Raw genomic sequence first — 20,714 nt, forward strand, 5'->3', positions numbered from 1 at the left:
GTTTGTGGAATTATTTCACTAAAACAATGACGCCAACCGAAACAATTATCGGTTGGCTTTTTTTTGCCTGCAATTTACCTGTTCACCAGCTAGTGCTAACTCAATCAACTATTGGCAATAAATTGCTCTCGCAATGTGTGAATTTTATCCCTAAGCTCCGCTGCTTTTTCGAATTCCAAGTTCTGGGCAGCATCGTACATCTCTTTTTCAAGCTTCAGGATTTCAGTCTCAAGCTCCTGAGGCGACATCGTGGTATACGTCGCTTTCTTCTCTGCCACTTTATGAAGCTGTGCTGCTCGGTTGGCTTTATTACCTTTACCCGGCGCACCCAGCTCCATAATATCCGAGACTTTGGTCTCGAGCGCTTTAGGCACTATGCCATTCTTTTCGTTGTGGGCTATCTGCTTGTCACGGCGGCGATTGGTTTCATTCATCGCCCGCTCCATTGAACCTGTGATCCTATCTGCATATAGGATCGCCCTACCTTCCAAATTTCGAGCAGCACGGCCTATGGTCTGGATCAGCGAACGTTCTGAGCGCAAGAAGCCTTCTTTATCCGCATCTAGGATCGCCACCAACGAGACTTCTGGCATATCCAAGCCCTCACGCAACAAGTTGATCCCGACCAGTACGTCGAATTCCCCCAACCGCAGATCGCGAATGATCTCAACCCTCTCAACCGTATCGACATCGGAATGCAGGTAACGCACTCTCACGCCATGTTCGGTTAAATATTCAGTAAGATCCTCCGCCATTCGCTTGGTCAGGGTCGTTACCAACACTCTTTCTTGCTTAGCCTCACGGATCCTGATCTCCGAGAGTAGATCATCCACCTGAGTCGCAACGGGACGAACTTCTATTTGCGGATCCAACAAGCCTGTCGGCCTTACTACCTGTTCTGCAATATCCCCACCAGATTTCTCGATCTCATACTTGCCGGGCGTTGCCGAGATATACAGTGTTTGCGGTGCCAAAGCCTCAAACTCTTCAAACTTGAGCGGCCTGTTATCCAATGCAGAAGGAAGGCGGAAACCATATTCCACCAAGTTTTCCTTCCGCGAGCGATCCCCACGATACATAGCACCAATTTGTGAAACGGTAACATGGGACTCATCAATGATCAGCAAACCATCTGGTGGCAAATAGTCAAACAAGGTTGGTGGCGGCTCGCCTTCGGCTCGGCCACTGAGGTAGCGGGAGTAGTTTTCGATCCCCGAGCAAAAGCCCAGCTCCATCATCATCTCGATATCGAACTGGGTCCGTTGGCTGATCCTCTGTTCTTCAACCAGCTTGTTGTTTTCCAGCAGCTGTTTCTTGCGCACTTCAAGCTCGTCTTTGATGCCATCTATGGCTTCAAGCACCCGCTCTCTTGGGGTTACGTAGTGGGTTTTAGGGTAAATAGTGCACCGGGGCAAATCACGCTGCAGGATAGCGCCTGTCAGCGGATCAAACATGCTGATGCAATCTACCTCATCATCAAACAGCTCGATCCTGACTGCCTCTTTTTCAGATTCGGCCGGGAAGATATCTATCACCTCTCCCCTTACCCGGAAATTACCGCGCTCGAAGGCTACATCATTGCGGGTATATTGCAGTTCGGCCAAACGACGCAACACATCACGTTGATCCAAAATATCGCCGCGACGCACATGCAACATCATCTTGAGATAAGAATCAGGATCACCCAGACCATAGATCGCCGATACCGACGCCACAATGACCACATCTCGGCGCTCCATCAAAGCCTTAGTCGCAGAGAGTCGCATCTGCTCGATGTGAGCATTCACTGACGCATCTTTTTCGATGAAAGTATCCGTCGTGGGTACATACGCTTCAGGCTGATAGTAATCGTAATAGGAGACAAAATACTCGACCGCGTTATCCGGAAAGAACTCTTTCATTTCACCGTATAGCTGTGCAGCCAACGTCTTGTTCGGCGCCAGGATCAGGGTTGGCCTGTCCGCCTCGGCAATGACATTAGCCACGGTGAACGTTTTACCGGTTCCTGTCGCGCCCAATAGCGTCTGATGAGCAAGCCCGGAATCCAAACCTTCAAGTAACTGATTGATAGCCGTTGGCTGGTCACCGGAAGGAGAATAGCGAGAAGAAAGTTTGAACGTCTTACTTGAAGGTTTTTCCATAATATAAAACCGTACTGGCTGGATGATCAGTATTGCTGACCATTTTCCTACGACTGAAAGTTATGTCAATAACCCTCACTGGAAATCACAAACAGGAATGCCCTTTATCATAATAATAAATCTTGACCACTGCTGACTAGCCGCGTATTATCACCGCCCACGCAGCAATTCTATGTTGTTTACCTTTCGGTCAGCCTGACCTTATATCACCTTCTTCAAAATATGCTTTTGAGGAAACTTTCCACAACTTATCCAAGATTTGATTTATATCAATTCACAGCATGATTGCGTCTAAAACAGTTCTAAAGTAATCACTCTATCTTTATCTCCCAGCACATTTTTCTCCACTAACATCCCCCCTATTACAGTAGTTTATTGCATATCCGATCATGGTCACATTTTGACCGCAACGGCATAGAGATGAACGAGAACCCTAGTTTCCAAACATCCATCAACATAGTTATCCACAGTTTCCGTGGATAAGTGAGCTAAACCCTTGTGCTGTCTGGGCTGGCGGAAATCAAGCATTTTTTCAGTCGTAAATTAGCTCTTGAAGGAATTTTCTGCGTTCTAAAACCCGAATGGTCACAAAACAACCAGCGGATACAGAAAATGAAATTTCAATCTGCAATACCTTACATTCCTGCCTAGATATACTGGCTAAAATATCAATCAAGAACATGGATAAAGCCACCAACTGAGTGGGTACATAATTGTTAATGACAGATTAAGTTGCATTAACTTTGCAGCAATGAATGGTGAAAAGGTCGCCGAAGAAGAAAAACCCTGCTCTTGGGGAGTTGTTATAGGTGCAACAAAGGAAGATAATATAAGGATCTTTTGCAAATAGTATTACGGCGGTATGACTGAATACCTACTCCTCCTCGTAGGTACAGTGTTGGTCAACAACTTTGTACTGGTTAAATTTTTAGGACTTTGTCCCTTCATGGGGGTTTCCAAAAAACTGGAAACAGCCATTGGGATGGGGCTTGCGACCACCTTTGTGCTTACACTGGCGTCAGTGTGTGCTTACTTAGTCGAAACCTATATTCTTGTGCCTCTGGGCATCCAATACCTCAGAACGCTAAGTTTTATCTTGGTCATTGCGGTAGTTGTACAGTTCACTGAGATGGTGGTACACAAAACAAGCCCGACCCTATACCGCTTGCTGGGTATCTTCCTGCCTCTGATCACTTCAAACTGTGCGGTGCTAGGTGTGGCTCTACTCAACATCAACGAGCGCCACGACTTCATTGAATCGGTCATTTATGGTTTCGGTGCCGCTGCTGGTTTCTCTTTGGTTCTCATTCTCTTCGCTTCCATGCGAGAGCGTATTGCTGCTGCAGATGTACCCGCTCCATTTAAAGGCGCATCCATTGCGATGATCACCGCAGGTCTAATGTCACTTGCCTTCATGGGCTTTACTGGATTGGTGAAACTGTAACATGAGTGGATTAATCATTGCTGTGATTGCCATTGCAGCTCTAGCCGCAATTTTCGGCTTGATTTTGGGCTTTGCATCGATCCGTTTTAAGGTCGAAGCCGATCCTATCGTCGAGCAGATTGACGCTATCTTGCCCCAAACCCAGTGTGGCCAATGTGGTTACCCGGGCTGTCGCCCCTATGCAGAAGCCATCGCTAACGGCGATGACATCAACAAATGCCCTCCGGGTGGCCAGCAGGCTATCGAAAAGCTTGCCGATTTAATGGGTGTAGAGGTTCAGGAATCAGCCCATGATGCAGAAAAAAGCATCAAGAAGGTCGCCTTTATCCATGAAGATATGTGTATCGGCTGTACCAAATGTATTCAGGCTTGCCCTGTTGACGCGATTGTTGGAGGCACGAAAGCCCTGCATACCGTCATCAAGGACGAGTGTACCGGTTGTGACCTCTGCGTGGCACCTTGCCCAACCGACTGTATTGAAATGATCCCGGTAGAAACAACGCCTGAGAGCTGGCAGTGGGACTTAAACCAAATCCCAGTCGTCAATATCCCAGCCGATAACAATGAAAGCACGGTGAAGTAACATGCTGTCTATTATTGAACAAATCAAACAAGGCCAGCTGTGGGACTTCCCGGGTGGTATCCACCCTGCCGAGAATAAGACCCTGTCGAACCGAACTGAGATCACCCATGCAGGGATCCCCGACGAATTGGTGCTTCCGCTCAAGCAGCATATCGGTACCAAAGGTGAGATATTGGTCACTGTTGGCGATAAAGTGCTAAAAGGCCAACCACTGACCAAAAGTGACATGAGCATGTGTGTGCCGGTTCACGCACCGACCTCAGGGACTGTCACAGCCATTGAACAACGAACCACAGCCCACCCTTCAGGCTTGAGCGACCTCAGTATTGTTATCAAAAGTGACGGCGAAGATCAGTGGGGCTCCCAACACAAGATTGCTGATTACGAATCGCTTGAACCAGCTGAGCTAATCGATGCGATCCGCCTAAGCGGTATTGCCGGTCTTGGTGGTGCGGGCTTCCCAACGGGCCGTAAGCTACAAGGTAGCCTGGGCTTGGCCGATATCCTGATCATCAACGCCGCTGAGTGTGAGCCTTACATTACTGCCGACGATCGCCTGATGCAGGACTATGCCGAGGAAGTGATCGAAGGGATCAGGATCCTACGCCATATCGTCAAACCGAAACTCACCCTGATCGGTATTGAAGACAACAAGCCTGAGGCCATCAAGGCATTGGAAAAATGTGTGTCTGCGGAAGATAACATTATCATTCGCGTAATACCGACCAAATACCCTTCAGGTAGCTCCAAGCAATTGGTAAAAATCCTGACAGGCCGTGAAGTACCGAGCCAATCCCGCTCTTCTGCTGTTGGTGTTGTGGTTCAGAATGTCGGTACCGCCTTTGCGGTCAAGCGCGCCATTATTGATGGTGAACCGCTGATTGAACGTGTCGTGACACTAACGGGCGAAGCTTTCAAGCAGCGTGGCAACGTATTTGCCCGCTTAGGAACCCCTATTTCCTATCTGCTGGATAGCTACGGTTACAAGCCTGACCGCAAATACCCGCGCGTGATTATCGGTGGCTCATTGATGGGGTTCACCCTGCCACACGCCAATGTGCCGATCACCAAGATAACCAACTGTATCCTGACGCCAAAACGCCGTGAGTTGCCGCTGTATACCCATGAAATGGCGTGTATCCGTTGTAGTGCCTGTGCCGACGCCTGCCCAAGCTCGCTACTGCCGCAACAATTACAGTGGTATGCCAAGGACAAAGACTACGACAAATGTGAAGAGTACAACCTGTTCGACTGTATCGAATGTGGTGCCTGTGCCTATGTTTGCCCGAGCGAAATCCCGCTGGTTAACTACTACCGCAAGGCTAAAGCCGAAATTTGGGCTAACCAGCAAGAAGCGGCAAATGCCGAGCGTGCTAAACAGCGCTTTGAAGCTAAACAAGCCCGCTTCGAGCGCGATAAAGCCGCACGGGAAAACCGCTTCAAGAAAGCGGCAGAAGACCGTCGCAAAGATATGGCAGCGAAAGGCGGTGATGATGCCGTTGCTGCAGCCATTGCCCGCGTCAAAGCAAAACAAGCTGCTGCGACATCAGAAACCGCTGACAAAAAGCCAGCGGTTGCCGCTGCTATTGCCCGTGCTAAAGCCAAGCAAGCAGAGGCGGCCAATGCAGATAACACAGCACCTAAGATCACCAGCGCAGTGCCTGATAACAGTGAAATGGCAAAACTGCGTGAAGAGCGCAAGCGCCAAGCCCGAGAGCGCAAGGCTGCGAAGTTAGCAGAAGAAGCTGAACAAGCGAGCCCAGCATCAGAGCAAAGCACCGACAGCAAGAAAGATGCGGTTGCCGCTGCGATTGCCCGCGCCAAGGCACGCAAGGCAGCTCAGCAAGCTGATGCACAGCCGGAATCAACGAAAGAGCAACCAGCCAACGCTGAGTCCGATCCGAAGAAAGCTGCGGTTGCTGCCGCTATAGCTCGCGCCAAAGCACGTAAAGCCGCACAAGAATCAGGCGGTGAACCTGAGCAACCAGCAGAAACAACACAAGCTGACGCAGATCCGAAGAAAGCCGCTGTAGCTGCTGCCGTAGCTCGAGCTAAAGCGCGAAAGGCTGCCCAGCAAGCACAAGCTGAAGCATCAGTGCAGGAAACTAAGCCAGATCAAGCAGACGAAGCTGAAGTCGATCCAAAGAAAGCCGCTGTGGCTGCTGCCGTCGCTCGTGCCAAAGCTCGTAAAGCTGCTCAGCAAGCGCAGGCTGAAACACCAGCTGTAGAAACTGAACCAGAGCAAGCAGACGAAGCTGAAGTTGATCCGAAGAAAGCTGCTATAGCTGCTGCCGTCGCTCGTGCCAAAGCTCGTAAAGCTGCTCAGCAGGCGCAGGCTGAAACACCAGCTGTAGAAACTGAACCAGAGCAAGCAGACGAAGCTGAAGTCGATCCGAAGAAAGCCGCTGTGGCTGCTGCCGTCGCTCGTGCCAAAGCTCGTAAAGCTGCTCAGCAAGCGCAGGCCGAAGCGTCAGTGCAAGAAGCTATTTCAGAGCAGCCAGCCGACGCTGAAATTGATCCGAAGAAAGCCGCTGTCGCAGCAGCTGTTGCCCGCGCTAAGGCACGTAAAGCTGCGAAAGAAGCACAAGAAAAAAATGAGGAAAACTAACTGTGGCTTTTAATATTGCTAGCTCACCCCATGCCCACAGTCGCCGAAGCACCAGTAGCTTGATGCGTACTGTTATCCTTTGTACAACATTGGGCGTTGCCGCCCAATGGTACTTCTTTGGTTGGGGCGTATTGCTCCAAATCGCATTGGCCGCATCCTTGTGTGTTGCTACAGAAGCCGTGATACTGAAGCTGCGTCAGCGTCCTTTGATACCATACCTTCGTGATAACAGCGCACTGCTAACAGGTGTGTTGATTGGCCTCTCTATTCCACCTCTAGCACCTTGGTGGATCAGTGTTATCGGTTGCCTATTTGCAATTGTTATTGCTAAACACCTGTATGGTGGATTGGGACAAAACCTGTTCAATCCAGCCATGGTGGCCTATGTGGTTCTGCTGATCTCATTCCCGCTGCAGATGACAACTTGGCTACCACCGCAGTCATTGGCGGCTGAGCCAGTCAGCTTGATTGATAGTGTGACTGCTATCCTGACAGGCTTCACTCCTGATGGATTCAGCGTCCACCAGCTTCGTATGTCGGTCGATGGTGTAACAATGGCCACGCCGCTCGATACGCTGAAAACATCACTGACCACAGGTCATACCGCAACTGAGATCCTATCAGGCCCAGTTTTTGGCCTGATTGGCGGAATCGGCTGGGAGTGGGTTAACCTCGGCTTTTTGCTTGGTGGTTTGATCATGCTGAAGATGCGCGTGATCCAGTGGCACATCCCAGCGGGCATGCTAGGTTCACTGTTTGTCATCAGCACTATCGCGTTTATGATCAGCCCGGACAACACGGCTTCGCCGCTGTTCCACCTGTTCTCCGGTGCAACCATGCTCGGAGCCTTCTTCATTGCGACCGATCCCGTATCAGCCTCGACCACAGTTAAAGGCCGCTTGATCTTCGGTGCATTGATCGGTGTGCTGGTCTTTTTGATCCGTACCTTCGGTGGTTTCCCGGACGGTGTTGCCTTCAGCGTACTGCTTGCCAACATGTGTGTACCGCTGATTGACTACTACACCCGACCACGCACGTTCGGCCACTAAGGAAGCAACCATGATCAATGCAATGAAAAAAAATGGTGGCATCTTGGCTATTTTTGCCATTCTAGCCACCAGCCTAGTCTCGGTAACCAACATGCTGACGGCTGGACGAATCGAGCAACAACAGCAACAAGAACTATTGAAGGTACTCAATCAAGTTATCCCAGCTGAAAGCCATGATAATGAGTTATATAAGAGCTGTACCTTGATCACGAGCGAACAATACTTGGGTACCAACAGCCCGATGCCTGCCTATATCGCCGAGAAAGAAGGCCAGAAAGTGGGGATGGCTATCGAAGCCATTGCTCCTGATGGCTATAGCGGTGCCATTCAGCTGATCGTCGGTCTAGATCTTGAAGGCACAGTAACTGGTGTTCGTATCTTGAGCCATAACGAAACTCCGGGGCTAGGTGACAAGATTGAAACCCGTATCAGTGACTGGATTTACAGCTTTACCGGCAAGCGCATAGACGGGGATAAAGATACCCGCTGGGCGGTACGCAAAGATGGCGGAGAGTTCGACCAATTTACTGGTGCCACGATTACCCCACGTGCCGTCGTGGGCGCAGTGAAAAACGTATCGCTGTATTATCAGGCAAACCAGCAACGCCTATTCGAACAGCCACTGAACTGTCAGGGTGAGTCAAGATGATAAATAAAGAACTGATGAAAAATGGCTTGTGGAACAACAACCCGGCAATTGTTCAATTGCTCGGGCTGTGTCCGCTGCTTGCCGTTTCTGCAACGGTGACCAATGCCCTTGGCCTTGGTTTGGCAACCACCGCCGTATTAGTTGGCTCGAACCTGATTGTTTCGCTGGTCAGGCAGTGGGTACCGTCGGAGATCCGTATTCCGGTTTTCGTGATGATCATTGCCTCCCTGGTAACTTGCGTACAATTGCTGATGAATGCCTTCACTTATGGCCTATATCAGTCTCTGGGTATCTTTATCCCGTTGATCGTTACCAACTGTATCATCATCGGCCGTGCCGAAGCCTTTGCTTCTAAAAATGATCCTGTCCCAGCCCTACTAGACGGATTGTGGATGGGTATGGGCATGACAGCAGCCTTAGTCGTGCTTGGCGCGATGCGAGAAATTCTGGGCAACGGGACACTGTTTGACGGTGCTGACCGCCTACTCGGAGACTGGGCAGCCTCACTGCGTATTGAAATCTTCAGCTTCGACAGCAGCTTCCTGCTGGCAATCTTGCCTCCGGGTGCCTTTATCGGTGTTGGCTTTATGATTGCCCTGAAAAATGCTATTGATAGTAAACGTGAACAGAAAGCCGCCAAGTCGCAGGACAAGCCTGCCATTGAGCGAGCCCGTGTCACGACCACCAATTAAGACAATGATCGAAACTGCTGGTGAGGGATCGCCAGCAGAACATAAAATTATAATGACACCTACTCATACATCACCAAACGACCACCTCCTGCTTGGTGTTGTTGAGTAGACAACGCCGGAAGTTAGTATGAATAATCAAAAACGCGTCCAGATCCTGGAACGTTTACGTGCGGAGAACCCCCATCCCGAAACCGAGCTAAACTGGAGTTCGCCCTTCGAACTGTTAATCGCTGTACTGCTCTCAGCGCAGGCCACCGATGTCAGTGTCAACAAAGCCACAGATAAGCTCTACCCTGTGGCCAATACACCTCAAGCCATGTTTGATCTCGGTGTGGACGGCGTCAAGGAGTACATCAAAACCATCGGCCTGTTCAATTCGAAAGCCGAGAACGTCATTAAAACCTGTAAGATCCTGCTTGAGAAACACGGCGGCGAAGTCCCTGAAAGCCGTGAAGCACTAGAAGCATTGCCAGGAGTTGGCCGCAAAACCGCGAATGTGGTTCTCAACACCGCTTTTGGTTGGCCTACTATTGCCGTCGATACCCATATCTTCCGCGTCTCGAACCGCACCAAATTTGCGATGGGGAAAAATGTCGATCAGGTGGAAGAGAAACTGCTCAAGGTTGTCCCTAAAGAGTTCAAGGTCGATGTCCACCACTGGCTGATCCTACATGGACGCTATACCTGTGTGGCTCGCAAGCCACGCTGCGGAAGCTGCATTATCGAAGATTTGTGTGAGTACAAAGAAAAGACTGAGGTATAAACGACCTCACGAGTAACACAACCTATCTAAGCGATCATCATTATAAAAGAGACGCCCAATTGGCGTCTCTTTTCAGTTCTGTTGATTAACTTCAGACAGCATCAAGGCTATATCAAGCACTTAAAATGTTGAGCTATTCAACTTTACCGAAGTACTCCGTGACGGTCGCAACATAGCTCTCGTTGTCACTGGTTGGGTCATTGTACTCGATTGAGTAATACGGCATGATGCTGTCTTTGAGCTTCTCTGCAATCTGCATTTCCAGATTTTCCACACTCACCGTGCTCGTTACCTCATAGGTTTCGGCACGATTGAGGCCCATCTCTTCGGCTTGCTCGGCAGTGATCAGCTCCGCTTTCACCTCGGAAGCCAGCTCACTTTTAATTTCCGTCACATCACTATCCACAACAACATCATTGGACGCAAATACCGCGCTGGTACCAAAGAGCATTATCCAAAGTACGTACTTCATAGCCACCACCTTGCTTAGTTATTATTCCCATTAAATTTAGTCTGCTGACTGCTGGCTGCTATATCCAAAATTGAGACAAGCCGCAATCATCAAACCAGCATTAACACGGCAGGCTGCTAACTATTTTCCTAGATAATGGTGCGACCAAGGGAAATAACCACCCGGCGGTTCTTATTGCGTCCAATGGGAGTGGTGTTGTCAGCCACTGGGCGGCGCTCACCATAGGCTTCAACCTGAATACGATCTTCCGGTAACCCCATCGCCATGAAATATTCTTCAAGGCGCTCTGCACGGCGCTCAGACAGAGCCTGGTTAGCCGTTTTTCCGCCCCTACCATCGGTATAGGTCGCGACTAGTACCAAGTCCACATCATCACTGTAACGAACAAAATCAGAGATTTGGGCCAAACGCTGCTGCGAGGCCTTGTTGAGCTGATCACTGCCTTGATCATAGTGGAGAACCGTAAAGGCAATATCCTCAAAGCTATATGGCAATAAGTTACTCAGGCACTGGCTGAACTGATCATAAGCCGGCTGGAATGCAACTGAAGACAAAGCGACATCAATACGTTTGTTCTGTTGCTGCCAATTCTGGTAACTGAAGGTCGGGTAACGCCCTGTTTCTAATTCAGACAGCATCACCCAGGCTGTTTGTCCGCCGACATAGCCATCGAATTGCTTGAAAAACGTTAGGTTCGTGATACGCTGCGCCGCATCCCCCGGCATCCAGCGCGGAGGCATAGAGACTAAATTAACATTGCGGGTTTCGCCCATTGGACGACGCATCTTCAACTCGAAATCGAGGTTAATCTTCTTACTCGCCTTGGAGGTAAACTGAGCCTCACCATAATTGGGAATAGTATGGATCATCCGGCACTCGAGAGGAGTATCGACCGCCACCTTCCACGATGACTGCGACGGTTGGGCGACATAAACAGGCGCAGCGCTTGCAGCACTGGCCATCACCATGCCAAGCATTGATGCTAGTGCGCAAAAATGAATATTCGAAATTGCCATGGTTCCACCCGTTGTTGCAGTCCTGCCCTTCACACTGCCTACCAGTGCGTGAGAAATGTGGGGCTCGATATTGTATCGGAAATCGCCAGAAAAACTTTAATTGGTCCTTTCTGTTGCACGATTTTACTACAGAACAGGGAAAGGTTTAGCTCATCAATCGAATCTGACATAATGGCCGACTATTTTACATTGATTTGCCGTTTTATGAGCCAAGATAACGAACTAAATACATTGAAAAGTCGCTTTCGCGGCTACTTTCCAGTCGTCATTGACGTAGAAACTGCCGGCTTCAATGCCAAGACGGATGCATTGCTGGAAATCTGTGCAGTAACCCTACAAATGGATGAAGAAGGCTGGCTGAAACCGGCGACGACGCTACATTTCCATGTAACCCCGTTCGAAGGGGCAGTGATCCATAAAGAAGCGCTGGAATTCAACGGCATCCGCGACCCGTTCAGTCCATTGCGTGGTGCGGTATCTGAAGAGAGTGCACTTAAAGAAATCTACAAGCAGATCCGCAAAGAGCAAAAAGCTGCAGGTTGCTCCCGTGCCATCATGGTGGCCCATAACGCCAACTTCGATCACAGTTTTGTTATGGCAGCCTCTGAGCGAGCAAAATTAAAGCGCAACCCGTTCCACCCATTTGCTACTTTCGACACCGCAGCACTGAGTGGTTTGGCATTTGGTCAAACCGTGTTAGCTAAAGCCTGTGCCACTGCAGGGATCGCATTTGACAACAAAGAAGCCCATTCTGCGCTTTACGACACGGAAAGAACCGCAGAACTATTTTGTGAGATTGTTAACAAATGGAAGAAATTGGGTGGTTGGCCACTGCTAGAAAATCAAACAGAAGCCAGCACCTCCGCTGAATAATTCAAACAAAACAAACTCATCAGACCTCTGACCAAGCCCTTGAAATACGGGCTTGGTCACACTTCCATTCAAACAAGCACTTAAAATTTTACGATTGTTTTAAACGCAATCTAATTAAACAATGCTCAATTAGACATGTTTTTCAAAAACAATGCGTTACACTAGGTTAACAATTCTAAATTCCGCTCGTATACTGCTCTAGCTGTTTCATATTGTTTCAAGTGGTGTCACCGCATTAACGATAACCCATGGCTATTTATCGTTAATACGCTTCCTTCGTGTGAACAAATATGCTGTTCCCCTGTCGTCAAGGGCCCCTTCCGAAACCTCGTGGCTCAGTAATACCTTTTTGCGTTTTTCATTCATGGATCGAAGAACAAGAAGTAACCAATACTAAAAGGCACGCATAATAATGACTAAGAAAATAACTCTGACGGCACTCGCCGTATCCGCAGCGCTACTCAGTATCAATGCTCATTCCGCTGGTTTCCAAGTTAATGAGCATTCCGCCTCCGGCCTTGGCCGTGCTTTCGCCGGGGAGGCCGCCATCGCAGACAATGCATCGGTACTTGCCCGTAACCCAGCGGCGATGACGATGTTCGACCGGATGCAGTTTTCCGGTGCAATCTCTTACATTGACCCACAGATCGATATCACTGCGCAATCAAGCGGTGAAAAGGCCACGGATGTCGCCCCCACTGCCGTCGTTCCTGCTGGCTACTTCATCCAGCCAATTAACGACCAGTTTGCATGGGGTCTGGCAATGTTTACCAACTACGGTTTTGCCACCGAGTACCCTACTGATTTCACTTATGGCACCGATGCAGGTAAGACCGACCTTTTAACCCTGAACCTTAACCCAAATATTGCTTACCGGATCAATGACAATTTCAGTATTGGTGCAGGGGTTAACCTGGTTTATGCCGATGCCGAATTGCTTCGCCACTACGGTGGCCTGCAACCCTCTAACCCAAGCGCCGATTTCCTAAAACTAGAGGGAGATACTTGGGAGTGGGGATGGAATATCGGTTTCCTTTATGAAGTGAACAAAGACAACCGATTCGGCCTGAGCTACCGCTCGGAAGTTGAACTGAAATTTGATGGTGATTTCACCGACTACACAGGTGCATTCCTGAAAGATGGTAACGCTGGCGATACCGTACCGGGTAAATTGAACGTGATCACCCCGGCCATCGCTGAGTTTGGTGGCTTCCACCAGCTAAACAGCCAGTGGGCGGTTCACTATGGTGTGCAGTGGATCCAATGGAGCAAATTCGAAGAATTGCGTGCCACCAGCGACCAGTGCGTGGACAACACTTGCCTGCTTAAGGACGAAGACTTCGACGACAACTTCCGCTACTCCATTGGTGCTACCTACAACTTAAATCCTGACTGGATCCTACGTGCCGGCTTTGCTTTCGATGAGCAAGCAGGCAAGTCTACATTGAGTATCCCTGATACTGACCGTTACTGGTACTCGGCTGGCTTTACCTACAACTACAGCAGCCAGATGACGTTCGACTTTGGCTTTACCTACCTCTATGGCAAGAGCAATAGCTTCGAAGAGAGCGGCGAGATCTTCGACGCCAAAAATGATGCGTACCTAACCTCTGCGCAGATTAATTACATCTTCTGATCCGCTAGGTAGACATAAATTCAGTTAAGGGAACACCATAATGAAAAAAAATATTTTAGCTCTGAGCATTGCAGCCTCATTGGCACTGGCAGGTTGTGGTAACGACGCCAAAGTCGAAAATAAAGTCAGCTACGAAGACCACATCGTCAAGAGCCTTCAGGCCGATACCAAAATTAAATTTGATGTATTGACCGCCCCAATCCTGCCAACGTTTTTGGCTATGGACAGCACTGACGGGACACTCTCGACTGAAGGGAGCGTGGGTGACGAGAACTACAGCACTGATTTGTCGGATCCCGCTGTTGCTTTGGGTAAAACCGACGGCTGGAGTGTGTCGCAGCCGATCGTCATGCCATTCGATGGCGACCTGAATATGATGAGTGCGCAAGGGGCCTTCCATCTCATTGAAACCACCAGCCCGCTTTCTGGTGATCTGCAAGTTAAGGACATCCTAGTCAAAGATGAAGACTTCACCGTTGTGACGCTGAATGGCAACCTAACCGTTTTCCCGAAAAAGCCATTGAATCCAAAGTCTGAATACATGTTCGCGGTTACCGATACCTTGGTTGATGGAGAAGGCGAGCCGGTAGGTATGTCCGAATCATACGCGGTACTGAAATCCACCGTTAAGCCACCAAGCAGCAGCCTGATTGATGCCCAAAAAGTCACCCATGCCATTGAAGCCACTATTGCAGCAGCTAAAAGCATCGATGCCAAGTCAATCATCTACTCTAGCTGGTTTACAACGGCTTCTGTCGGTGATGTGCTTGACACCACCAAGGCCATCATTGCCCAGACCATCGGCACTGTTCAAGCAGGCGGGAAAGCTGAAGATGTCCTAAAGGGTGAAGCCAACCCGAACAATGTGGATTTGTCGAGCTTGTACCAGATGGATATCAGTGAAGTCACGGATATTAGTGACTTCTTCAATAACAACACAACATTAAGGGCACTTGTCGGCAATGACCAAGCCACGATTGATGCTTTAGTTGCTGGCTACACTGGTAGCGCCATCAAGATATACACCGGCACCGTCAGCCTGCCGAACTTCCTCAACAGCAACACCGAAGGTGAAGCTTGGAAGAAAACCCCTTGGAAGAGCGCAGTACCTAGCCTTGCCAAAATCAGCAATGTCATGGCCAACGGCTCAGATGCCGACAAGGCGGCGGTTCAGGCTTCTTTGGACGGGATAGATATTGCAAAATTGCTGACTGGGGACAGTGCCGAGTTCATCAAGCTGATTGGCCTGAAAGTCACGCTGGCCGATGGCTCGCAGCTTGACGAAGAACGCCTGGTGACCCAGTACAGCCCTCTACCGCAAATCCAATCTGTCGATCAGGTACCGGTGCTGATGATTGTTCCACCAGCCGCTCTTGCTCCAACACCTGGCGTTACGATCTACCAGCACGGGATCACCTCGGTGAAGGAAACGGCTTACCTGTTCGGTGCCCAGCATATCGGTGCCGCAGCAGGTGCATCGGCAGTCCCGAAAGCCATTGTCGCTATCGACCACCCACTCCACGGCGAACGTGCGCTAGCCGATGGCACGGTAACGACCGGTGAAACCGCTGATGTGTACATGAACCTCGAATACCTCAATGTTGCCCGTGACAATATCCGCCAGAGCATCATTGACGCCTTAGGGGTTCGTACTTCACTTGCCGTGATGAAAAGTACGGGAGCAGATATTATCAAAGACCTAAACGTACTAGATATCCCAGACGTTATTGCGTCAGATGTCAGCTTCTTCGGCCACTCCATGGGGGCGATTACCGGTATCGGTACCTACCGCTTGGCTAATGATAAACTGGGGATTCCGGCGGCCGATGCCATGTTTAACTTTACTTCAGGGGCATTTGCCAACCCAGGCGGCGGTATTCCATCGCTGCTGCTTGCATCGGCGACGTTCGGCCCGACCATCAAGCACTCACTACTTATGGGTGCCGATGAAGCGGCGTATGTGGCAGCCTGCGGCAGTGCCGACAATGGCGGTGCGTGCTTCACCACCTTCTACGAAAGCCTGGATGCGACTTCCAAAGCCAAGATTGACAGTACTTTCACCTCGTTTGCCTACGCCGCCCAGACGGTATTGGACACGGTTGACCCTTACAACCTGGCTAGCGGTGTAAACGGTCCGGTGTATGTGATGCAGGCAGACGGAGATACCGTCGTACCGAATGATACCGGCATGTTTGGTATTGGCGGTACTGAGCCGCTGGTGAAACAGTTTGGGACCGATGGACTATCACCGCTAACCGGAAGTGTTATTGGTGAAGTGAGGCACATCGCCCGTTTCAATGCTGACTCTAAAGCCGAGCACAGTACGGTAATCGCCCAGCAATCTGCTGACAGTGGCCCAGCAACAACAGAAGCTCAGCTACAAGTGGCTACCTTCTCAGCAAATGCAGGACAAGGCATTGTTGTCGCTAATGAAGCACTGATTGCAGAGTAAGCTTACAAGCACATAAATCAAAAAGGCTAGCCACGCGGCTAGCCTTCTTTTTACTTCAACCCACTACCAAACCTTTCAGCAGTGAGCAATAACAAAAAACCTTATAGGTCGTCAGTGTGCTCTGACAAATACGCAGCAACACCTTGTGGTGATGCATCCATACCTTCTTTACCTTTTTCCCACTGCGCTGGGCAAACTTCACCGTGTTCTTCATGGAACTGAAGTGCGTCAACCATACGTAGCATTTCGTCGATGTTACGGCCTAGCGGTAGGTCATTGACTACCTGGTGGCGAACTACACCTTCTTTATCAATCAGGAATGAACCACGGAAAGCAACACCGGCTTCTGGGTGCTCCACATCATAGGCCTGGCAGATTTCATGCTTGGTATCCGCAATCAGCGGGTACTGAACAGGACCAATACCACCGTCTTCAACCGCTGTGTTACGCCACGCATTGTGCGAAAACTGGGAATCGATAGATACCCCGATCACTTCAACACCCTTGGCTTGGAAATCAGCGAAACGCTTGTCAAAGGCGATCAGTTCCGATGGGCATACGAAGGTGAAATCGAGTGGATAGAAGAACAGCACCGCAGGCTTGCCTGCAATATGGCTGTGTAGGTTGAAGGCATCAACAATTTCACCGTTGCCAAGCACTGCAGCAGCAGTAAAGTCCGGGGCCGGACGGCCAACTAGAACACTCATAACAAACTCCATGTTGTTGGTTGGGCTTTCTGTTATCAAGAAATCCTCATCCAAGATAAGATCATACAGCAATACCTATGTACTACTGCCGAATATTCATACCAAAATGGCGAAAACCAGTATAGACAGGGTTATGTGACAAGGCTTAGACATGCAGCACAATAAAAGAAAATTCCTTCACTACATGAATTTTTATTCTACATGTTGTAAATTGATTTCCTTTGAGCAAAGCAGCCAAAACAAATAAGAAACATTGCACATAAGGTGCATGCTTCAAGCAATTCACGACATAACACAATGGACGGATCTTAAGTTTATGAACCCAGTAGTTATATCGGTATGCGTTATGCTTTTACTCGCATTATTACGAGTAAACGTTGTAGTAGCGCTTACCTTCAGTGCCATTCTTGGTGGCCTGATTGGCGGGATGCCACTTTCGGAAACCATTTCAGCTTTCGAAGGCGGTTTAGGTGGCGGTGCCACCACGGCATTGAGCTATGCCATGCTAGGTACATTTGCCGTTGCGATTTCGCGCTCTGGTATTACCGATGTCCTGGCGCAAAAAGTGATCAAGCGTATCAGTGGCCATGACAATGCAGCGGCTGCCACGGGCGTAAAGTATTCTGTTTTAATCATTCTTGTGCTTCTAGCCATTTCTTCTCAGAATGCGATCCCGGTTCACATTGCCTTTATCCCAATTGTGATCCCGCCCCTGCTTCACGTATTCGCCAAGCTAAAAATTGACCGCCGTCTGATTGCCTGTGTGCTGACATTCGGTCTGGTAACGCCATACATGGTACTGCCTGTTGGCTTCGGTGGTATTTTCCTCAACAATATTCTGTTGAAGAACTTGCACGATAACGGCCTTGATGTCACCGCGGGCCAAGTACCGTTTGCGATGATGCTACCTGCACTAGGCATGATTTTCGGCTTGCTGGTTGCCACCTTCTTTACCTACCGCAAACCTCGCGAGTATTCAGAGGAACAAATCCTGGCAGCAGAGCCTGAGCACAAAGAAATCAACATGCAGCACGTCTACATTGCTGTGGGTGCGATTGTGGCGGCACTGGGTGCACAGCTATACAGCGGCTCGATGATTGTCGGTGGTCTGGTTGGCTTTATGGTGTTCACCTTCGGCGGCGTGATCAAGTGGAAGGAAACTCACGATGTGTTCACCAAAGGTGTTCACATGATGGCGATGATCGGCTTTATCATGATTGCGGCAGCGGGTTTTGCGTCAGTCATGAAAGCAACGGGTGGCGTTGAAACACTGGTTAGCTCGCTGGCTGATATCATCGGCGACAACAAACCACTGGCTTCACTGTTGATGCTGGTTGTTGGCCTGCTAGTGACCATGGGTATCGGCTCCTCGTTCTCGACAATCCCTATCCTGGCGACCATTTACGTACCATTGTGCCTAACCTTCGGCTTCTCGCCACTTGCTACAGTTGCACTTGTCGGTACTGCAGCAGCACTGGGTGATGCGGGCTCACCGGCCTCTGACTCAACATTGGGCCCAACTGCGGGCTTGAATGCAGACGGTCAGCACGAACACGTATGGGATTCTGTGGTCCCGACGTTTATCCACTACAACCTGCCGCTGATCGCCTTTGGCTGGATCGCTTCTATGGTGCTGTAATACGCGAAGTCATTTAGGGTTTTCACCTAAATCCTGCACAGGCCAGCCGGTTTCCGGCTGGCTTTTTTTCGCCTGGAAATTTCAACTTGATTAAATGGTTATTTAGACACTTACTGTTCTATAGTTTATTCAGGTACTCTTACATCAAGGACGACGTATGGAGAGAATTTCCCAGTCCACTTTACTGATCATCGATGACGCAGCGACCTGAAAAGCTGGCGGGTTGATGGCGCTTGGAGCCTTTTGTGCAAGGATCCGAAAAGCAGGCTGCGGGGAAAAGGGCCTCAGAAAGCGCTATTGGCGATCCAGGCTCTTCTCAATGAAGACCCGGACAAGGCAAGGCAAGGCAAGGCAAGGCAAGGCAAGGCACATTCTTGCTTTAATTGAGGATAAAGAAATTGTTGATTTAGAGACTATTTTCTTGATTTTCTGGGCATTTAGCCAGCTAGAAGATGAAGAAAAGTTGACTCGTTACCAGCAGCTTAGCCTGAAAACTCAGGCGCCGAGCAATGAGAGTCTTGCCAATCTGCAAGCGATCGCCTTGCAAGGCTTATTCAAGGCCAACCAGGACCAGGTGAGCACAGATCAGAACAGTACTGAAAGCCCTAAAGAAGCGGTAGCGCTCGACGAAGCCAATTAGATAAACCATACCCCTGAAACAAAAACACCCCGAGAAACTTCCTTTCCCGGGGTGCAATGCGAAAACAGCCAGCAATGCGTGGTGTTTAGCCAGTCTACCGGCCTGTTATTCGTTCAACAGATTATTCTGCTGCTTCACCGTCACGACGCTCAGCCGCTTCTTTGATCAATGGCTGAAGTTCGCCTTTCTGGAACATCTCGATGATGATGTCACAGCCACCGATTAGCTCACCTTCAATCCATAGCTGAGGGAAAGTCGGCCATTGCGCGTAGGCTGGAAGCTCAGCGCGGATATCAGGGTTTTGCAGAATATCGACATAAGCAAACTTTTCACCACATGCCATTAGTGCTTGTGCTGCCTGAGAAGAAAAACCACAGCTTGGCAGTTTTGGTGAGCCTTTCATGTACAACAGAATTGCGTTTTCAGAAATCTGCTGTTTAATTTTGTCGATGGTTTCCATAGCTTCCTCTTACGACTTTGCTTTATAAGTTGACTATCACAGACAGCATTCTACTTGGTCACGCGCAGGAAAAAAATGCCTAAAGAAAGTAAGGATATTATTTTTCACCTCTTTTTGCCCTTCAGATCTTTTAATAAAGAAAAAACTTGCTAAAATGATTTCACCGTCACAATTTAGACCCATACCTCGCGGTATAGTCATTCAGTGACAATAGTCAGTTTCAAATAATAAGTTGGCCCTAGCCGACTGGAAGCAATGTCAAGGGAAACGCCCCTTAACCAAAATGGAGAATCGAGCAATGGCATTCGAACTACCAGCTCTACCTTACGAAAAAAATGCTCTTGAGCCACACATCTCTCAGGAAACTCTTGAGTACCACCACGGCAAACACCACAACACATACGTGGTTAAGCTAAACGGTCTTATCGAAGGTACTGAGCTAGAAGAAAAATCACTAGAAGAAATCGTTAAGACTTCAACTGGTGGCGTATTCAACAATGCAGCTCAGATCTGGAACCACACTTTCTACTGGCACTGCCTAGCTCCAAACGCGGGTGGCGAGCCAACAGGTGAAGTTGCTGAAGCAATCAACGCTGCTTTCGGTTCTTTCGACGCGTTCAAAGCGAAGTTCACTGATTCTGCAATCAACAACTTCGGTTCTTCTTGGACTTGGCTTGTTAAGAAAGCTGACGGCTCTCTAGACATCGTTAACACGTCTAACGCTGGCACTCCACTAACAGAAGAAGGTGTTACTCCTCTTCTAACTGTTGACCTGTGGGAACACGCTTACTACATCGATTACCGTAACCTACGTCCAGACTACATGAACGGTTTCTGGGCACTGGTTAACTGGGACTTCGTTGCGAAGAACCTAGCTGCTTAATCGGGCT

18 protein-coding genes are annotated in these 20,714 nt (G+C 49.3%); 13 read left to right on the plus strand and 5 right to left on the minus strand.

Annotated elements, in window-relative coordinates; translation table 11 throughout:
* Nucleotides 1-104: 104 nt before the first annotated feature.
* Nucleotides 105-2,141: an excinuclease ABC subunit UvrB gene (gene uvrB, locus R2X38_RS15890; RefSeq protein ID WP_317523310.1), complete on the minus strand. Its 2,037-nt coding sequence runs from the start codon at nt 2,139-2,141 to the stop codon at nt 105-107.
* 862 nt (nt 2,142-3,003) lie between these two features.
* On the opposite strand from uvrB, the gene rsxA reads away from it, so the two are divergent.
* The 7 genes from rsxA (at nt 3,004) to nth (ending at nt 9,929) form a co-directional block, all read left to right on the plus strand.
* A complete protein-coding gene (gene rsxA / locus R2X38_RS15895) occupies nt 3,004-3,585 on the plus strand; it encodes an electron transport complex subunit RsxA (protein WP_317523311.1) in 582 nt (193 codons plus the stop codon).
* A 1-nt stretch (nt 3,586) separates the two neighbouring features.
* Nucleotides 3,587-4,168: an electron transport complex subunit RsxB gene (gene rsxB, locus R2X38_RS15900; RefSeq protein ID WP_317523312.1), complete on the plus strand. Its 582-nt coding sequence runs from the start codon at nt 3,587-3,589 to the stop codon at nt 4,166-4,168.
* A 1-nt stretch (nt 4,169) separates the two neighbouring features.
* Nucleotides 4,170-6,776, plus strand: coding sequence for an electron transport complex subunit RsxC (rsxC, locus tag R2X38_RS15905; RefSeq protein ID WP_317523313.1), 2,607 nt, complete (start codon nt 4,170-4,172; stop codon nt 6,774-6,776).
* Nucleotides 6,777-6,778: 2 nt separating this feature from the next.
* Nucleotides 6,779-7,825, plus strand: a complete 1,047-nt coding sequence (gene rsxD / locus R2X38_RS15910; RefSeq protein ID WP_317523314.1) for an electron transport complex subunit RsxD — start codon at nt 6,779-6,781, stop codon at nt 7,823-7,825.
* A gap of 10 nt (nt 7,826-7,835) precedes the next feature.
* Nucleotides 7,836-8,474: an electron transport complex subunit RsxG gene (rsxG, locus tag R2X38_RS15915; RefSeq protein ID WP_317523315.1), complete on the plus strand. Its 639-nt coding sequence runs from the start codon at nt 7,836-7,838 to the stop codon at nt 8,472-8,474.
* Nucleotides 8,471-9,166, plus strand: a complete 696-nt coding sequence (locus tag R2X38_RS15920) for an electron transport complex subunit E (RefSeq protein WP_317523316.1) — start codon at nt 8,471-8,473, stop codon at nt 9,164-9,166. Before rsxG ends, R2X38_RS15920 begins: the two co-directional genes overlap by 4 nt.
* Nucleotides 9,167-9,293: 127 nt before the next feature.
* Nucleotides 9,294-9,929 carry an endonuclease III gene (gene nth / locus R2X38_RS15925; protein ID WP_317523317.1) on the plus strand — a complete coding sequence of 212 codons (636 nt, stop codon included), beginning with the start codon at nt 9,294-9,296 and terminating at the stop codon, nt 9,927-9,929.
* A gap of 133 nt (nt 9,930-10,062) precedes the next feature.
* Here nth and R2X38_RS15930 read toward each other — a convergent pair whose 3' ends face one another.
* Both R2X38_RS15930 and motY read right to left on the minus strand, forming a co-directional pair.
* A complete protein-coding gene (locus R2X38_RS15930; RefSeq protein ID WP_317523318.1) occupies nt 10,063-10,401 on the minus strand; it encodes a hypothetical protein in 339 nt (112 codons plus the stop codon).
* 128 nt (nt 10,402-10,529) lie between these two features.
* Nucleotides 10,530-11,378 carry a flagellar protein MotY gene (gene motY, locus R2X38_RS15935; RefSeq protein WP_317523470.1) on the minus strand — a complete coding sequence of 283 codons (849 nt, stop codon included), beginning with the start codon at nt 11,376-11,378 and terminating at the stop codon, nt 10,530-10,532.
* 243 nt (nt 11,379-11,621) lie between these two features.
* On the opposite strand from motY, the gene rnt reads away from it, so the two are divergent.
* The 3 genes from rnt to R2X38_RS15950 all read left to right on the plus strand — a co-directional run bounded on the left by rnt (nt 11,622) and on the right by R2X38_RS15950 (nt 16,378).
* Entirely contained in the window at nt 11,622-12,290 is a 669-nt protein-coding gene (rnt, locus tag R2X38_RS15940) for a ribonuclease T (RefSeq protein ID WP_317523319.1), read from the plus strand.
* Nucleotides 12,291-12,702: 412 nt separating this feature from the next.
* On the plus strand, nt 12,703-13,926 hold the full coding sequence (locus R2X38_RS15945) for an outer membrane protein transport protein (protein WP_317523320.1): 1,224 nt from the start codon (nt 12,703-12,705) through the stop codon (nt 13,924-13,926).
* 40 nt (nt 13,927-13,966) lie between these two features.
* The gene (locus R2X38_RS15950; protein ID WP_317523321.1) at nt 13,967-16,378 is read left to right on the plus strand and encodes a VolA/Pla-1 family phospholipase; all 2,412 of its coding nucleotides are present in this window, start codon (nt 13,967-13,969) and stop codon (nt 16,376-16,378) included.
* A gap of 101 nt (nt 16,379-16,479) precedes the next feature.
* Here R2X38_RS15950 and R2X38_RS15955 read toward each other — a convergent pair whose 3' ends face one another.
* Entirely contained in the window at nt 16,480-17,085 is a 606-nt protein-coding gene (locus R2X38_RS15955) for a peroxiredoxin C (protein ID WP_317523322.1), read from the minus strand.
* 316 nt (nt 17,086-17,401) lie between these two features.
* Here R2X38_RS15955 and R2X38_RS15960 point away from each other — a divergent pair, with 316 nt between their 5' ends.
* On the plus strand, nt 17,402-18,724 hold the full coding sequence (locus R2X38_RS15960) for a Na+/H+ antiporter family protein (RefSeq protein ID WP_317523323.1): 1,323 nt from the start codon (nt 17,402-17,404) through the stop codon (nt 18,722-18,724).
* A gap of 319 nt (nt 18,725-19,043) precedes the next feature.
* The gene (locus tag R2X38_RS15965; RefSeq protein ID WP_317523324.1) at nt 19,044-19,364 is read left to right on the plus strand and encodes a hypothetical protein; all 321 of its coding nucleotides are present in this window, start codon (nt 19,044-19,046) and stop codon (nt 19,362-19,364) included.
* Between the two features lie 121 nt (nt 19,365-19,485).
* Here the strand turns inward: R2X38_RS15965 and R2X38_RS15970 are convergent, their stop codons facing one another.
* Nucleotides 19,486-19,824 carry a Grx4 family monothiol glutaredoxin gene (locus tag R2X38_RS15970; protein WP_107298629.1) on the minus strand — a complete coding sequence of 113 codons (339 nt, stop codon included), beginning with the start codon at nt 19,822-19,824 and terminating at the stop codon, nt 19,486-19,488.
* 298 nt (nt 19,825-20,122) lie between these two features.
* Between R2X38_RS15970 and sodB the strand changes: the two genes are divergently transcribed.
* Nucleotides 20,123-20,707, plus strand: coding sequence for a superoxide dismutase [Fe] (gene sodB, locus R2X38_RS15975; RefSeq protein ID WP_317523325.1), 585 nt, complete (start codon nt 20,123-20,125; stop codon nt 20,705-20,707).
* The last annotated feature ends 7 nt before the right edge of the window (nt 20,708-20,714 follow it).

This window comes from Photobacterium rosenbergii, from assembly GCF_033022775.1.
Classification (GTDB): Bacteria; Pseudomonadota; Gammaproteobacteria; order Enterobacterales; family Vibrionaceae; genus Photobacterium; species Photobacterium rosenbergii_A.

What these genes read in the sequence shown, in the direction of transcription:
- rsxA (WP_317523311.1), top strand. Translation starts at nt 3,004, where the DNA reads ATGACTGAATACCTACTCCTCCTCGTAGGTACAGTGTTGGTCAACAAC.
- R2X38_RS15930 (WP_317523318.1), bottom strand. Translation starts at nt 10,401, where the DNA reads ATGAAGTACGTACTTTGGATAATGCTCTTTGGTACCAGCGCGGTATTT.
- rsxB (WP_317523312.1), top strand. Translation starts at nt 3,587, where the DNA reads ATGAGTGGATTAATCATTGCTGTGATTGCCATTGCAGCTCTAGCCGCA.
- motY (WP_317523470.1), bottom strand. Translation starts at nt 11,378, where the DNA reads ATGCTTGGCATGGTGATGGCCAGTGCTGCAAGCGCTGCGCCTGTTTAT.
- rsxG (WP_317523315.1), top strand. Translation starts at nt 7,836, where the DNA reads ATGATCAATGCAATGAAAAAAAATGGTGGCATCTTGGCTATTTTTGCC.
- R2X38_RS15945 (WP_317523320.1), top strand. Translation starts at nt 12,703, where the DNA reads ATGACTAAGAAAATAACTCTGACGGCACTCGCCGTATCCGCAGCGCTA.
- R2X38_RS15920 (WP_317523316.1), top strand. Translation starts at nt 8,471, where the DNA reads ATGATAAATAAAGAACTGATGAAAAATGGCTTGTGGAACAACAACCCG.
- R2X38_RS15960 (WP_317523323.1), top strand. Translation starts at nt 17,402, where the DNA reads ATGAACCCAGTAGTTATATCGGTATGCGTTATGCTTTTACTCGCATTA.
- rsxC (WP_317523313.1), top strand. Translation starts at nt 4,170, where the DNA reads ATGCTGTCTATTATTGAACAAATCAAACAAGGCCAGCTGTGGGACTTC.
- uvrB (WP_317523310.1), bottom strand. Translation starts at nt 2,141, where the DNA reads ATGGAAAAACCTTCAAGTAAGACGTTCAAACTTTCTTCTCGCTATTCT.
- R2X38_RS15955 (WP_317523322.1), bottom strand. Translation starts at nt 17,085, where the DNA reads ATGAGTGTTCTAGTTGGCCGTCCGGCCCCGGACTTTACTGCTGCTGCA.
- R2X38_RS15950 (WP_317523321.1), top strand. Translation starts at nt 13,967, where the DNA reads ATGAAAAAAAATATTTTAGCTCTGAGCATTGCAGCCTCATTGGCACTG.
- sodB (WP_317523325.1), top strand. Translation starts at nt 20,123, where the DNA reads ATGGCATTCGAACTACCAGCTCTACCTTACGAAAAAAATGCTCTTGAG.
- rnt (WP_317523319.1), top strand. Translation starts at nt 11,622, where the DNA reads ATGAGCCAAGATAACGAACTAAATACATTGAAAAGTCGCTTTCGCGGC.
- R2X38_RS15965 (WP_317523324.1), top strand. Translation starts at nt 19,044, where the DNA reads ATGAAGACCCGGACAAGGCAAGGCAAGGCAAGGCAAGGCAAGGCAAGG.
- nth (WP_317523317.1), top strand. Translation starts at nt 9,294, where the DNA reads ATGAATAATCAAAAACGCGTCCAGATCCTGGAACGTTTACGTGCGGAG.
- R2X38_RS15970 (WP_107298629.1), bottom strand. Translation starts at nt 19,824, where the DNA reads ATGGAAACCATCGACAAAATTAAACAGCAGATTTCTGAAAACGCAATT.